The sequence below is a fragment of the Rhodoferax sp. ZS1R25 genome, assembly GCF_056521335.1.
Genome location: NZ_JBWMAZ010000003.1, coordinates 231,183 through 244,823, shown reverse-complemented (window position 1 = coordinate 244,823; position 13,641 = coordinate 231,183). Strand labels below are relative to the sequence as shown.

The 13,641-nt window shown below is 64.0% G+C and carries 12 protein-coding genes and 1 riboswitch; of the genes, 7 read left to right on the top strand and 5 right to left on the bottom strand.

What is annotated here, in order from left to right; translation table 11 throughout:
- Window positions 1–10: 10 nt before the first annotated feature.
- The 3 genes from AC097R_RS19025 to AC097R_RS19015 are packed head-to-tail and all read left to right on the top strand — an operon-like array spanning window position 11 to window position 2,213.
- A complete protein-coding gene (locus tag AC097R_RS19025; RefSeq protein WP_479599887.1) occupies window positions 11–442 on the top strand; it encodes a PPC domain-containing DNA-binding protein in 432 nt (143 codons plus the stop codon).
- Between the two features lie 7 nt (window positions 443–449).
- Window positions 450–1,490 carry a histone deacetylase family protein gene (locus AC097R_RS19020; RefSeq protein ID WP_479599785.1) on the top strand — a complete coding sequence of 347 codons (1,041 nt, stop codon included), beginning with the start codon at window positions 450–452 and terminating at the stop codon, window positions 1,488–1,490.
- Between the two features lie 48 nt (window positions 1,491–1,538).
- Window positions 1,539–2,213, top strand: a complete 675-nt coding sequence (locus tag AC097R_RS19015) for a hypothetical protein (RefSeq protein WP_479599784.1) — start codon at window positions 1,539–1,541, stop codon at window positions 2,211–2,213.
- Between the two features lie 18 nt (window positions 2,214–2,231).
- Here the strand turns inward: AC097R_RS19015 and AC097R_RS19010 are convergent, their stop codons facing one another.
- The 4 genes from AC097R_RS19010 to AC097R_RS18995 form a co-directional block, all read right to left on the bottom strand.
- Window positions 2,232–3,425, bottom strand: coding sequence for an MFS transporter (locus tag AC097R_RS19010; protein ID WP_479599783.1), 1,194 nt, complete (start codon window positions 3,423–3,425; stop codon window positions 2,232–2,234).
- Window positions 3,422–4,255 carry an HAD-IIB family hydrolase gene (locus AC097R_RS19005; RefSeq protein ID WP_479599782.1) on the bottom strand — a complete coding sequence of 278 codons (834 nt, stop codon included), beginning with the start codon at window positions 4,253–4,255 and terminating at the stop codon, window positions 3,422–3,424. The genes AC097R_RS19010 and AC097R_RS19005 overlap by 4 nt, the downstream gene beginning before the upstream one ends.
- Window positions 4,256–4,279: 24 nt before the next feature.
- Complete coding sequence (locus AC097R_RS19000; protein WP_479599781.1) at window positions 4,280–6,232, bottom strand: bifunctional 2',3'-cyclic-nucleotide 2'-phosphodiesterase/3'-nucleotidase; 1,953 nt, start codon at window positions 6,230–6,232, stop codon at window positions 4,280–4,282.
- Between the two features lie 89 nt (window positions 6,233–6,321).
- Window positions 6,322–7,953 carry a peptide chain release factor 3 gene (locus tag AC097R_RS18995; protein WP_479599780.1) on the bottom strand — a complete coding sequence of 544 codons (1,632 nt, stop codon included), beginning with the start codon at window positions 7,951–7,953 and terminating at the stop codon, window positions 6,322–6,324.
- 17 nt (window positions 7,954–7,970) lie between these two features.
- On the opposite strand from AC097R_RS18995, the gene AC097R_RS18990 reads away from it, so the two are divergent.
- The 4 genes from AC097R_RS18990 to metF all read left to right on the top strand — a co-directional run bounded on the left by AC097R_RS18990 (window position 7,971) and on the right by metF (window position 12,647).
- The gene (locus AC097R_RS18990) at window positions 7,971–9,101 is read left to right on the top strand and encodes a substrate-binding domain-containing protein (protein WP_479599779.1); all 1,131 of its coding nucleotides are present in this window, start codon (window positions 7,971–7,973) and stop codon (window positions 9,099–9,101) included.
- A gap of 46 nt (window positions 9,102–9,147) precedes the next feature.
- Window positions 9,148–9,255, top strand: a riboswitch (S-adenosyl-L-homocysteine riboswitch).
- Window positions 9,256–9,331: 76 nt separating this feature from the next.
- Window positions 9,332–10,849, top strand: a complete 1,518-nt coding sequence (ahcY, locus tag AC097R_RS18985; RefSeq protein WP_479599778.1) for an adenosylhomocysteinase — start codon at window positions 9,332–9,334, stop codon at window positions 10,847–10,849.
- 12 nt (window positions 10,850–10,861) lie between these two features.
- Complete coding sequence (locus AC097R_RS18980) at window positions 10,862–11,749, top strand: TlyA family RNA methyltransferase (protein WP_479599777.1); 888 nt, start codon at window positions 10,862–10,864, stop codon at window positions 11,747–11,749.
- Between the two features lie 43 nt (window positions 11,750–11,792).
- Window positions 11,793–12,647, top strand: coding sequence for a methylenetetrahydrofolate reductase [NAD(P)H] (metF, locus tag AC097R_RS18975; RefSeq protein ID WP_479599776.1), 855 nt, complete (start codon window positions 11,793–11,795; stop codon window positions 12,645–12,647).
- Window positions 12,648–12,677: 30 nt separating this feature from the next.
- Here metF and AC097R_RS18970 read toward each other — a convergent pair whose 3' ends face one another.
- Window positions 12,678–13,568 carry a 23S rRNA (adenine(2030)-N(6))-methyltransferase RlmJ gene (locus AC097R_RS18970; protein WP_479599775.1) on the bottom strand — a complete coding sequence of 297 codons (891 nt, stop codon included), beginning with the start codon at window positions 13,566–13,568 and terminating at the stop codon, window positions 12,678–12,680.
- Window positions 13,569–13,641 lie beyond the last annotated feature (73 nt).

Below are 13,641 nucleotides of genomic sequence, written 5' to 3'. Positions count from 1 at the left end.
TATGCAACCCATAAGAACCTTCCCCATCCGTCTCACCCCAGGGCAAGACCTGCGTGCCGCATTGGAAGCCGCCGTGCAAAGCCAGAACTGCCGCGCAGCCTTTGTGTTGTCCGGCATCGGTAGCCTGTCCACGGCGGGCATCCGGCTGGCGGGCGCAGAGCAGCCCACGCGGCTAACCGAAAGCATGGAAATCCTCACGCTGTCTGGCACGGTAGCGGTGGATGGCGGCAAGACCAGTTCACATATGCACATGGCGATTTCCACCGCCACGGGCCAGGTGCTGGGCGGGCATGTGGCGCCGGGTTGCACCGTGCTCACCACGGCCGAGGTGCTGCTGGCCTTGCTGCCCGACTGGCAGTTTAGCCGTGAGCCGGACGCCCAAACCGGGTATGACGAACTGGTGGTGCGGCCGGCTGAACCGGACAAAGCTCCCTCACAATGAACACACCATGATCACTTTCTACAACCACCTCCACGCCCAGCACCAGGGCAAAGTCGAAATGTTTCGCGGCGCGCTGGTGCCGTGTTTTGAAGTGCCGGCGCGTGCCGACCATGTGCTGGCGGAGCTCAAGCGCCGCCAGCTGGGCACGGTGCAAAACCCGCACGCGTTTGACGACAGCGCGCTGACCGCCATCCACAGCCCGCGCTACCTGCACTTTCTGGCCACGGCCTGGGACCAGTGGGTGGCGCTGGACCCGGCCAACGCGGACAAGGACATCCTGCCCTCTGTGTGGCCCACGCGCACCTTCCGTACCGACATTGAGCCCGACAACTTTTCGGCCAAGGTGGGCTTGTACTCATACGACGCGGGTTCGCCGTTCACCAGTGGCACCTGGGTGGCGGCGCGTGCCGGTGCGCATTGCGCGCTCAGTGCGGCGCAGCAACTCGTACTGGGCGACCGCGCATCCTTCGCGTTGAGCCGCCCACCGGGCCACCACGCGGGCATGGATTTTTTTGGCGGCTACTGCTTCCTGAACAACGCCGCGCTGGCCGCGCAGCACTTGCGCAATGCAGGCATGAAGAAGGTGGCGGTGCTGGACGTGGACTACCACCACGGCAACGGCACGCAGGCCATCTTTTACGACCGGCCCGATGTGTTCTTCGCCAGCATCCACGGTGATCCGCGCACCGAGTACCCGTTCTACCTGGGCCATGCCGATGAAAAAGGGCAGGGCGCGGGGCTGGGCACCAACCTGAACCTGCCGCTGCCGCGCGGGACCGACTACGCCACTTGGGCGCAGGCGCTGGACACGGCGCTGGTAGCCATCCAGGCCTTTGGTGCCGAAGCGCTCGTGGTCTCCCTGGGCATGGACACCTTTGAGGGCGACCCCATCTCGGGCTTCACCCTGAAAAGCGATGACTACCTGCGCGTGGGCGAACGCCTGGCGAAGGCTGGTTTGCCCACGGCCTTTGTCTTCGAGGGCGGCTATGCGGTGGAAGAGGTCGGCATCAACGCCGTCAACGTGCTCCAGGGATTTACCGGCGATTAACAATTGCCCGACCGATGCCTCACCGCAGGCAAGCTAAGCTAGCGCCCCATGAAACGAGACATTTCCAAGTGGCTGGCCGCAGGCCTGCTGGGTGCGCTGCTCGCAGTGGCCGCCCCCGTGTCGGCGGCCACTCCCGCAGAACCCGCATCTTCCAGTCTGTTTACGGACGAATTGTCCGAACGGCTGGTGGCCGAATTCACGCCCTGGCTGGGCAGCCGGGAGGACACCGAGGCCCTGGTGAACACGCTGCGCAGCGGCCAGCCCACCCGCCCCAGCGGTGCGGCGGGCGTGGGCCCCGCCACTGGTGCCCTGGGCTATGGCGAAGCGCGCCTGGCGCTGAAGATGGCGCAGAGCACGCTGGCCCAGCAGGGCGTGCCCCAACCCAACACCGAACAGCTGCGCGCCGCCCTGCATGGCGGCGCGGCAGAGACACCTAGTGGGGTGCAAGAGTTGCCCGGGGTGCTGCCGCTGCGTGCCCAGGGTATGGGCTGGGCGGCCATCGCCCAGCGCTCCAATGTGCCGATCGAAGACCTGATGGTGCCGCCGCCGCGGCAGCCTCACCAGGCGCGCAGTGCCAAACACGGCAAGAAGCAGGGGCATGCGGGCAAGGGCAAGGCTTCCAAAAAGGCCACCGGCAAGACGTCTTCCAAGGGGGCCAAGTCTGGCACCAAAAAAACCGCCACCCACAAGGCAAGCCACCACAAGAAGAAGGCCCACGCCTAGGGCCAGCACGGTGGTGGCCTAGAACCTGCCCGCGCGTTGGGTGCGCAGCAGTGCTACCAAACCGATAGCAGCTACCGCAATGAGCACGAGGGGAAAGCCGATGTGGGGCGACCAGTCGATGAGCGCCCCCGATATGGCGGAGGCCACCAACCCGCCCAGCGTGTAGTTCAGCACCAGCACCGCGGTGCTGTTGACCAGCGCGATGCCCTGTTCGCGCGCACCAATGTCCGTCATGGACAGCGTGTACAGGCTGCTGCCCGCCGCGCCCAGCACGAAGACGATGGGCCATGCCAGCCAATGCACCTGCGCCACCAGCAGCAGCCCGCAGGCAGCCATCAGCGCGATGGCCACGCACACGGCCATCAGCGTGCGCCGCCCGCGCACCTTGTCGGTAAAGCGATCCGCCACCATGCCCACCGGAATGGCAATGATCGTGCTGCCCAGGCCGCTTACCGAAATCAACAGCGCGCCCGCCGCGGCACCCAGGCCCATGGCCAGCCCGTACAGCGGCAAGATAGAGGCCAGGCCCAGCTCAAAGAAGCCGCCGATGAAACCGGCCAGCATGATGATGGGGTGGCTGCGCACCGCCTGCCAAAGGCCTGCCAGCCCAACGCGTGCGTTGGCCGATTCGGCATGGGGCGGCACCACGGGAATCAGCGCCGTCCAGACCAGGCCCACGCTCAGCAGGGCAATTACCAAGCCCAGCGCAATGGGGCCGTCCGAGCCCACCCAGGCCAGCAGCGTGGGGCCGATGATGAAGGTGGCGCCCACCATGGTGGCGTAGATGCCGATGGTGCGGCCCAGCCGGTCCGGTGGGGAGAACTCGGCAATGAACGCTTCGGCAAGTACCCAGCGCAGCCCGCCTGCCACACCGGCCAGCAGCTCCAGCGCAAACCACAGCCACAGCGTGTCGGTGGTCAAGAAACCAATGGCCGCCAGCAGCGGCGCGGCCGATGCAAACCACATGGTTTTGCGCTGGCCCCATCGCCGGGTGAGCGCAGAGGCAAACGGTGTGACGATAAAGATGCCCAACCAGGTGGTGGCCGCAAACAGGCCGGCCACGGTGGTGGACACCTCGCGCTCTTTCAGCAGCACCAGCATCAGTGGCGAGAGCATGAACACGCCCGACAGCTGGAACAGCGTGGAACCAAACACGCTGAGCAGGCCCATCGGAGAGCCTGCGGAGCTGCGTTGTACGGTCGCGTCGCTCATAGGCCACGCGCCTGCAAAATCGCCTGCGCCACTTCGGCAAAGCCGGCGCCGCGCTCGGCCGTCGTCACATAGCCAGGCAGGTGGGCCAGCTGCGGCACAAAGCGCGCGATGTTGGCCACGCCCACGCTGTGCGTGAAGTGTTCAAACATGGCCTGGTCGTTGCCCGAATCGCCCACAAACACCCAGCGGTCCAGCTCACTGGGCAAGTCACGCCCCAGCAGTTCGCGCACAATCCAGCAGGCGCCCTGCCATTTGTTGAAGTCGCCAAAGCAGCCGTGGATGTGGATGCTGCTCACCGTCGTTTGCATGCCCGCGCGGCGCAACACGGCCAGCACTTTTTGCACGGTGTCGGGCGAGAGGCGTGCGAATTCGGCGTAGTCAAACGCCAGGTCGGTCTCGCGGCCCGCGCTGTCGCGGCTTAGCTGCACACCGGGCACTTCGGCCACCACCTGCGCGGCAATGGTCTGCATGCGGGCCTGGTTGGCGGCGCGGGTGGCTGCGTCCTGTTGATGCAGTTTTGATAGCGGCTTGCGCATATCCGACGGGGGCTGCAGGCCTTTTTGATGCACAAAGGCCACCGCGCCGTTCTCCGCCACCATGGCGTCCACGGGCCATGTCGCACCCTGCGTGCCGGCCATAAAGGGCTCGCACCAGCCAATGGGTCGCCCGGTGATGGGAATGACGACAAGGCCTTCCGCCTTTAGGTCGGCCAGCGCCTGCAGCGCATCAGGCGTGATGGCGCCGTCGGTGGTCAGCGTGTCGTCAATGTCGGTGAACACGCCCACCAGATGGCGGCGGGCTGCTTCGGGCCAGCGGGTCAGGGCTTGCATGCGTGCGTGGCTTGTTCTGTGGTGTTAGTCGGTCAATTCGTACAGGGCGGAGCCGTCGCCGTTGTCTTGCACCAGTTTGATGCTGGGGTGTTTATCCAGGAATTTGACCGCCGCGCTGCCGGAAAGAAAGCTGGGGTGCACGCCGGGGATGCGCGCAATGCGCCAGTTGGCGTCTGCGGACGGGTTGACGGTGTGGTTCGCCGCCAGCTTGTCCGACATGCGCAGGTATTCCACCAGGGCCTGGCGGTTTTCGTCGGGTGCATCCAGCACCATCTTGTCGGCCGTCAGACCAGGAAAGTTGCCGCCGCCGGATGCACGGTAGTTGTTGGTTGCGACCACAAAGCGTGCGGTGTCCACAATGGGTTTGCCGGCAAAGCGCAGGTCGCGGATGCGGTGGGCATCGGGGTTGGTGAGCTGGCCTTTGGCGTCGTAGCGCGCCGGTTGGGTCACGTCGATCTCGTACTGCACGCCATCGATCACGTCAAAGTTGTAGGACGGGAATGCATCGTTGATGAGCGGCTGGCGTGCCGGGCCCTGCGGGTCGATGCGCAGGAACTGGCCGGCCGACATTTCCAGCCATTCACGCACTTCCGCGCCAGTGATCAGCACGGCCTTGAGCGTGTTGGGGTAGACATAGAGGTCGGCCATGTGCTTGATGGCCAGGGGGCCGGCGGGAATGTCGGTGTAGTAGTTCCAACCTTGGCGCCCGCCCGCCTTGAACGGCGCTGCGGCCGAGAGCACTGGGTATTTTTCGTAGTCGGTGCCCTGCATGGCGCGCTTCACATAGGCGATCTGCGCGTTGGACACGATCTGGATGGACGGGTCGTCCGCCACCTGTGCGAAGTAGCTGTAGATGGGCGCACTGCTCACGGCCACCTTGTTGCGCACATAGTCCAGCGTGCGCTGGTGCTCCGTGGCAATGCGTTGCATCACCATGGGGTCTTCTGCCGCCAGTGATTGTTTGGCCGCGCGGTCAAAGATCGGGCGGATGGTGGCCTGGCTGCCCACCACCTTCCAGGCCCCACTGCTGTTGTCCAGCGTCAGGTCGATCACGCCGAGGTGGTCGCCCCAGCGGCCGGGCATGACGGCGGGCACACCGTTGATGGTGCCGCGCTCGATGTCCACCTTGGGATAGGCGGCAAAGGCCTTGCCTGGAAACTCCGCATGGGCATGGCCGAACAGAATGGCGTCGACCCCGGGCACTTCGGCCAGGCGCGACACGGCGTTTTCCGCAAAGCTGCCGACCTCACCCTTCTCGAACCCGGAGTGGGGAATGGCCACCACCAGTTGCGCGCCCTTGGCCCGCATCTCGGGCACATAGCGGCGGGCCATGTCCACCATGTCGCGTGTGACGACCTGGCCCTCTAGATTGGCCTTGTCCCACTGCATGATCTGCGGCGGCACAAATCCGATCACGCCCACGCGCAGCTGCTGCGCCTTGCCGCTGGCGTCCTTGAAGGTGCGGTCCAGCAGCACATAAGGGGTGAAGGCGTGGGTGGGCGTAGCGCTGTCCTGTTTGCCGTCCGCCAGCAGCACGTTGGCATTCACATAGGGGAAGCTGGCCCCGGCGATCGAGCGGCGCAGAAAGTCCAGCCCGTAGTTGAACTCGTGATTGCCCAGGTTGGCTGCGTCGTAACCCAGCGGGTTCATGACCTTGTAGGCAGGGTGCGTCTGGCCGGCCTGCAGCGGCGCCACGCGTGCCACCACATCGCCCAGTGGGTTCCCCTGCAACAGGTCGCCATTGTCAAACAAGAGGCTGTTCGGCACTTCGCTGCGCGCAGCCTTGATGAGGCTGATGGTGCGTGCCAGGCCGTACTGGTCGGTCGGTTTGTCCTGGTAGTAGTCGTAGCTCAGCAGGTTCATGTGCACATCGGTGGTCTCGAGGATGCGCAGCTTCAGTTGTTCGGCACCGGTGGCAGCGCCCAGGCTTGCAAGCAACAGCGCACTGACAAGGCGCAGGGAGGCGGGGAATGGCATGGGGTGCTCCTGTCCGGTGAAGCCATAAAAAAAGCCCGCTGGTACAGCGGGCTTTGGATCTTACTTCCGCCGGCGACGGGGCTAGCCCATTAGCCCGCGCTTTGCAGCGCCAAGCCCGCGTGCTCGCGCAGTGGGTGGAAGTGGATCTTGGGAAAGCGTTCTTGCGCCAGGCGCACGTCGTAGGGGCTGGTGCACAGGTAGGCCAGCGTGTCGGCCGCATCCTTGGCCATGCGCTGCGGGTAGGCGTAGACAAACTCGCGCAGTTCGGCCGGGGTGTCGGCGGTGATCCAGCGTGCGCCGGTGTACTGGCTGCCTTCCAGGCGGATGTCGGCGTCGTACTCGGCCTTCAGGCGGTGCTGCACCACTTCAAACTGCAACTGGCCGACGGCACCCAGCAGCATGTTGCCGCCCATCTCGGGGCGGAACACCTGGATGGCACCTTCTTCGCCCAGCTGGGCCAGGCCCTGTTGCAGCTGCTTGGTGCGCAACGGGTTTTTCAACACCACGGTCATGAACATTTCGGGCGCAAAGAAGGGCAGGCCGGTGTACATCAGGTTCACGCTGCCGTCGGTAATCGTGTCGCCCAATTGCACACCGCCGTGGGTGGTAAAGCCCACGATATCGCCCGCGTACGCCTCTTCCACCGCCTCGCGGCGCTGGCTCATGAAGGTCACCACGCTGGTGGGGCGCAGTTCTTTGCTGGTGCGCATTACTTTCAGCTTCATGCCCGGCGTGTACTTGCCGCTGGCCATGCGCACGAAGGCAATGCGGTCGCGGTGGTTGGCGTCCATATTGGCCTGCACCTTGAACACCACGCCGCTGAAGGCGTCGTCTTCGGGTTGCACTTCTTTCACCACGGGCTGGCGGTTCACCAGCGTGGTGCTGGTGCGGCTGCGCGGGCTGGGCGCCAGGTCCACCAGGGCGTCCAGCACTTCCATCACCCCAAAGTTGTTCACGCCCGAACCGAAGAACACGGGGGTTTGCTTGCCGGCCAAAAAGGCCTCCAAGTCCCAGGCGGGGGAGGCGCCGGTGGCCAGCTCCATGCTTTCCATGGCGGTGGTCCACTCGTGGCCAAAGCGCTGGGCCAGCGAGGCGGAGTCGTTCAATGGCACGGCATCAAAGTCCTGCGGGCGGCGTTCGCTTCCGGATTCAAACACCGTCATGGCCTGCGTGCGCAGGTTGACGATGCCGCCAAACAGCTTGCCCTGGCCCACGGGCCAGGTCATGGGCACGCAGGGCATGCCCAACTCGCGTTCGATCTCGTCCAGGATGTCCAGCGGCTCACGTACTTCGCGGTCCATCTTGTTCACAAAGGTGATGATGGGTGTGTCGCGCTGGCGGCACACCTCGATCAGGCGGCGTGTCTGCGCTTCCACGCCGTTGGCCGCGTCAATCACCATGAGGGCCGAGTCCACCGCGGTCAACACACGGTAGGTGTCTTCCGAAAAGTCCTTGTGGCCGGGCGTGTCCAGCAGGTTGATCACGTGGTCGCGGTAGACCATCTGCATGACGCTTGATGCCACCGAGATGCCGCGCTGCTTTTCAATTTCCATCCAGTCGGACGTGGCGTGGCGGCTGGCCTTGCGCGCCTTCACCGAGCCGGCAATCTGGATCGCGCCCGAGAACAGCAGCAGCTTTTCGGTCAGCGTGGTCTTGCCGGCGTCAGGGTGGGAAATGATGGCAAAGGTGCGGCGGCGGCGGGTTTCGGGGGCGTAGGTCACAGGGGGTCCAAGGTCGGGTGTGGGCAGCGCACAGGGGCGGGCCACCAGAGAGAAGCTCGGTATTTTACAGAGGGCGCCCGCAGCCTGCTTGCCCTTACACTCGCGCTCCAACAGCGAAACGAGCGGAGCAGCGTGTGAGCATCAAGCAACTGGCCAGTGCACTGGGGTTATCCACCTCCACGGTCAGCCGCGCCTTGAATGGCTACACCGATGTGAACGAGCAGACCCGCGAGCGCGTGCAGGCCATGGCGGCCACCATGGGCTACCGGCCCGATGCGGGCGCGCGTCGCCTGGTGCGTGGCAAGACCGATGCGGTGGGCATTGTCTATTCCGCCGCGGTGGAAAACCTGGGCAACCCGCAGTTCCTGGACATGGCCGATGGCCTGGGCGAACGCCTGCAAAGCAAACAGCTGGACCTGCTGCTGGCCGTGGCCAAGAATGAAACCGACCTGACGTTTTACGAGCGCTTGTTCCTGGGCGGGCGGGTGGACGCGGTCGTGGTACCCAACACCCGTGTGCACGACCCGCGCGTGGACTATCTGCTGGAGAAGGGCTACCCCTTTGTGGGCTACGGCCGCACGCATGCATGTGACGCGTACTCCTGGGTGGACTTTGACAACGACATGGGCAGCCGCCTGGCCGTGGAGCATTTGTTGGCGTTGGGCCACACGCGCTTTGCCTATGTGCACGCGCCGCTAGAGTTGAACTTTGCCTTCCAGCGCCACCGCGGTTTCATGGCCGCGCTGAAGGCACGTAACCTGGATTGCCCGGCCCACCACCGCGTGGGCGATGTGCAAGACCGGCGCAGCGGGCTGCAGGCGGTGCAGGCCCTGCTGGCCATGCACCCGCGGCCCACGGCCGTGCTGGTGGACAACAACCTGGGCGGCGTGGGCATCATCCGCGGGCTGATGGATGCCGGTTTGCGTGTGGGGCAAGACATTTCGGTCGTGGTGCATGGCGACATTCCGCAGGACACGTTGCTCACCGGCATGCCGGTGACCACGGTCACCCAGCCCACACCCCACACCACGGGCGAGGCGCTGGCGGACATGGTCTTCCAGGTGCTGCATGCGCCTGAAGACGGCCCCTACCACCTGCTGCGCCAGCCCGGGCTGCAGCTGGGCACCACCACCGGCCCGGTGCGATAAACCCCAAACTGTTGCCGCGGTCCGTGGCAACAGGCTAAAATGCGCCACTTCCGAGGAGCGTTGCAGCTCGCCTGATGCCCCCAGCGGCGCGGCGAGTGAGGCTCGGAAAACACGGCGTGCCCTGCGCTGTGCCTCCCAACGGCGCTCACCCACTGGTTTGTGTGCGGTGAGTTTTGCCTCTTGAATCCCCGCCCGCCAGTGTTTATTCAAATGAACTTTTGGAGTGAACCATGAGCGCTGTGTTGAAATTTTCCAAGACCCCCAAGGCTGTCAAGGCCGCCGTTAAATCCGTCGCCCCCAAGGCTGTGAAGGCTCCCGTGGCCAAGACCGAAGACTTCAAAATTGCCGACATCAGCCTGGCCGCTTGGGGCCGCAAAGAGCTGACCATTGCTGAGACCGAAATGCCCGGCCTGATGTCCATCCGCGAAGAGTTCGCCAAGGCCCAACCGTTGAAGGGCGCGCGCATCACCGGCTCGCTGCACATGACAATCCAGACCGGCGTGCTGGTCGAAACCCTGCAAGCCCTGGGCGCTGACGTGCGCTGGGCCTCGTGCAACATTTTCTCCACCCAAGACCACGCTGCAGCCGCTCTGGTGGCCGCCGGTACCCCCGTGTTTGCCCACAAGGGCGAGTCGCTGGAAGAGTACTGGGACTTCACCCACCGCATCTTCGAATTTGGACCCAAGGGCTCCAAGACCGAAGGCCCCAACATGATTTTGGATGACGGCGGCGATGCCACCTTGCTGATGCACCTGGGCGCCCGCGCCGAGAAGGACCTCAAGGTGCTGGCCAAGCCCGGCAGTGAAGAAGAAATCTGTCTGTTCAACGCCATCAAGGCCAAGCTGAAGGTGGACCCCACCTGGTACAGCCGCCGCCTGAAGGCCATCATCGGCGTGACCGAAGAAACCACCACCGGCGTGATGCGCCTGGAAGAAATGTCCGCCAAGGGCACACTGGCCCTGCGCGCCATCAACGTGAACGACTCTGTGACCAAGAGCAAGTTCGACAACCTGTACGGTTGCCGCGAATCCTTGGTGGACGGCATCAAGCGCGCCACTGACGTGATGATCGCGGGCAAGGTGGCCGTGGTCGCTGGCTACGGTGACGTGGGCAAGGGCTCTGCCCAGGCCCTGCGCGCGCTGTCTGCCCAAGTGTGGGTGACCGAGATCGACCCCATCAACGCCCTGCAGGCCGCGATGGAAGGCTACAAGGTCGTGACCATGGAATACGCCGCCGACAAGGCCGACATTTTCGTGACCACCACCGGCAACAAGAACGTCATCACTTACAAGCACATGGAGGCCATGAAAGACCAGGCCATCGTGTCCAACATCGGTCACTTTGACAACGAAATCGACGTCGCTTCGCTGGAAAAGCTGAAGTGGGAAGAGATCAAGCCCCAGGTGGACCATGTGATCTTCCCGGCCAAGGGCAAGAAGCCTGCCAAACGCATCATCCTGCTGGCCAAGGGCCGCTTGGTGAACCTGGGTTGCGGCACCGGCCACCCCAGCTTCGTGATGTCGTCCAGCTTTGCGAACCAGACGATCGCCCAGATCGAGCTGTTCACCAAGCCCAAGGAATACAAGGCCGGCAAGGTCTATGTGTTGCCCAAGCACCTGGACGAAAAAGTGGCCCGTCTGCACCTGAAGAAGGTGGGCGCCATGCTGACCGAACTGACCGACGAGCAGGCTTCGTACATCGGCGTCTCCAAAGCCGGTCCGTACAAGAAAAACACCTACCGCTATTAAGCCAAGGACTCCATGCGTATAGACCAACTGCTGGTACAGCGCGGGCTGGCCAGCACCCGCTCACAGGCGCAACGCCTGATCGCCGATGGCGTGCAGTGGCAGAAGATGGAAGCGGGCGGCGAGGTCTGGAAACGCGTGGTCAAGAATGGCGATGACGTGCCCGAGGACGCCCCCATCGAGCTGCTGGACGACTCCGAGGCACGCTATGTGTCGCGGGGCGGTTTGAAGCTGGAGGCCGCCCTCAAGCACGTGGGCCTGTCGGTGACGGGGCTGCGTTGCCTGGACGTGGGGCAGAGCACTGGTGGTTTCACCGACTGCCTGCTGCAAGCCGGTGCGGCCGCGGTGGTGGGGGTGGATGTGGGCAGTGCCCAGCTGCACCCCAGCCTGCGCGAGGATGCGCGTGTCTTGTGCGTGGAGAGCGTCAACGCCCGGACCCTGTCTGCTGCAGATTTGATAGCTGCTTATGCAGACAGCACGGGGGCTGATGGCCAATTTGACGTAGAAGAAGATGGCGAAACCTTCGAGGGCTTTGACGGTTCCGATGACAGCCGCGAGGAGGCCGACCTGGCCGCTTTGCCGCCCGAATTCGCGCCACCGTTTGACCTCTTGGTGGCGGATCTGTCCTTCATCTCGCAAACCCTGGTGCTGCCGGCGGCGGTGCCGTTGCTGCGCGAGGGTGGCACTTTGTTAACCCTGGTGAAGCCGCAGTTTGAACTGCAGCCCGGCCAGGTAGGCAAGGGCGGCATCGTCAAAGACCCGGACATGTACGCCATCGTCGAACAGCGCCTGCGTGAGGCCTGTGCCGAACTGGACCTGACGGTCACCGCGTGGTTCGACTCGCCCATTGAGGGTGGCGACGGCAACCGCGAATTTTTCATTTGCGCCCGCAAAGCGGGCTGAACGCAGGCCCCGCGTGTACGGGGCGTGTGAGATGGAGATGCTGATGTTTACCAACGACCGAATTCCGCTGAGCCTGGAATTCTTCCCCCCCAAAACGCCCGAAGGCGCGGAAAAGCTGCGGGGCGTGCGCCAGCAGCTGTATGCGCTGCGCCCCGATTTTTGCTCGGTCACCTTTGGTGCGGGCGGTTCTACGCAAGAGGGCACCTTCGGTGCGGTGCGTGAGATCCTGGCCGAGGGCGTGAGCGCGGCTTCGCACTTCTCGTGCATCGGTGCGACCAAAAACACGGTGCGCGAGCAGTTGGCCATCCTCAAAGCCATGGGCGTGAAGCGCCTGGTGGCTTTGCGTGGCGACTTGCCCAGTGGCTACGGTGCGGGTGGCGAGTTCCACTACGCCAGCGACCTGGTGGCCTTTATCCGCACGGAGACCGGCGATGACTTCCACATTGAAGTAGCGGCCTACCCTGAGGTGCACCCCCAAGCCAAGTCGCCGGCCCACGACCTGCAGGCCTTTGCCGCCAAGGTCAAGGCCGGTGCCAACTCGGCCATCACCCAGTATTTCTACAACTCCGACGCCTACTTCCGCTTTGTGGAAGAGGTGGATGCGCTGGGGCTGGAGGTGCCCGTGGTGCCCGGCATCATGCCCATCACCAGCTCCACGCAGTTGATGCGTTTCTCGGATGCGTCTGGAGCCGAAATCCCGCGCTGGATTCGCCTGCGCCTGCAAAGCTATGGTGACGATGTGGCCTCGATCAAGGCCTTTGGGCTGGAAGTGGTGACGGATTTGTGCGAGCAGCTGCGCGCCGGTGGCGCCCCCGCGCTGCACTTCTACACCATGAACCAGAGCGCAGCGACGCTGGCGCTGTGCCAAAACCTGGGGCTGGTGCCCACAGTGCAATAAGGCGAAATCGCTTTACCTAGAGAAGCGGCGTTAGCCGCCCGACTCCAGTGTGGACGTGGCATTGGCGTCTTGTTTGAGCAATTCCACCATCTGCGGCAAGGCGTCTTTCAATGCAGCTTTGAGGGTGTGGGGCGGGTTGATGAGGAACATGCCACTGGCCGGCAGGCCCGGGCGCACCATTTCACCTTCGGCGTCCTGCAGCAGCTTGCTGGACTTCACGGTCAGCGTGGCGTGCAGCCAGGACTTGCCCGATTTGTTGGCCAGGGTCTTGAGCTTTTTGGGCAGGTCATGTGCCTCGGGGCGCGGAATGATGGGGTACCACACGGCGTAGGTGCCGGTGACAAAGCGCACCATGGCATCTGCCACCATGGCCGTAACGCGGGCGTAGTCGTTCTTGACTTCGTAGCTGGGGTCGCACAGCACCAGCGCTCGGCGCGAGGGCGGCGGCAAAAACTTCTTCAGTCCTTCAAACCCGTCTTCGCGCAGGATGGCCACTTGGCGCCCCGCTTCGAGCTGGGCAATGTTGGCCATCAGGGTCTTGGTGTCGGTGGGGTGCAGTTCGAACAGCTTGAGCTTGTCGCGGTCGCGCAGCAAGCTCTGGATGATGAAGGGCGAGCCGGGATAAACGCTCCAGTGGTTAGTGCTGTTGAAGCCAGCCACCATGTCCACGTAGTCTTGCAGCGCGGGGGCAAACGGCGTGGCGGGCTTGGCGGCGACCAGTTTCAAAAAGCCCTGCGCGGCTTCCTCGCTGGTTTTGGCGAAATCGCCATCCAACCGGTACAAGCCGGCTCCCGCATGGGTGTCGAACACGTTGAGGGCGGTATCTTTTTGCGTCATATGACGCAACACCGCCAGCAATACGGTGTGTTTGAGGACGTCGGCATGGTTGCCGGCGTGAAAGGCGTGGCGGTAACTGAACATCCCCTATGATACCCACGCAAGGCCAGCCGCCACAGGGCGGGACGTTGGAAGCGCGGCCTGAAAATAATATTGT

What these genes read in the sequence shown, in the direction of transcription:
- AC097R_RS19010 (WP_479599783.1), bottom strand. Translation starts at nt 3,425, where the DNA reads ATGAGCGACGCGACCGTACAACGCAGCTCCGCAGGCTCTCCGATGGGC.
- AC097R_RS18980 (WP_479599777.1), top strand. Translation starts at nt 10,862, where the DNA reads ATGCGTATAGACCAACTGCTGGTACAGCGCGGGCTGGCCAGCACCCGC.
- AC097R_RS19005 (WP_479599782.1), bottom strand. Translation starts at nt 4,255, where the DNA reads ATGCAAGCCCTGACCCGCTGGCCCGAAGCAGCCCGCCGCCATCTGGTG.
- AC097R_RS19015 (WP_479599784.1), top strand. Translation starts at nt 1,539, where the DNA reads ATGAAACGAGACATTTCCAAGTGGCTGGCCGCAGGCCTGCTGGGTGCG.
- AC097R_RS19000 (WP_479599781.1), bottom strand. Translation starts at nt 6,232, where the DNA reads ATGCCATTCCCCGCCTCCCTGCGCCTTGTCAGTGCGCTGTTGCTTGCA.
- ahcY (WP_479599778.1), top strand. Translation starts at nt 9,332, where the DNA reads ATGAGCGCTGTGTTGAAATTTTCCAAGACCCCCAAGGCTGTCAAGGCC.
- AC097R_RS18970 (WP_479599775.1), bottom strand. Translation starts at nt 13,568, where the DNA reads ATGTTCAGTTACCGCCACGCCTTTCACGCCGGCAACCATGCCGACGTC.
- metF (WP_479599776.1), top strand. Translation starts at nt 11,793, where the DNA reads ATGTTTACCAACGACCGAATTCCGCTGAGCCTGGAATTCTTCCCCCCC.
- AC097R_RS19020 (WP_479599785.1), top strand. Translation starts at nt 450, where the DNA reads ATGATCACTTTCTACAACCACCTCCACGCCCAGCACCAGGGCAAAGTC.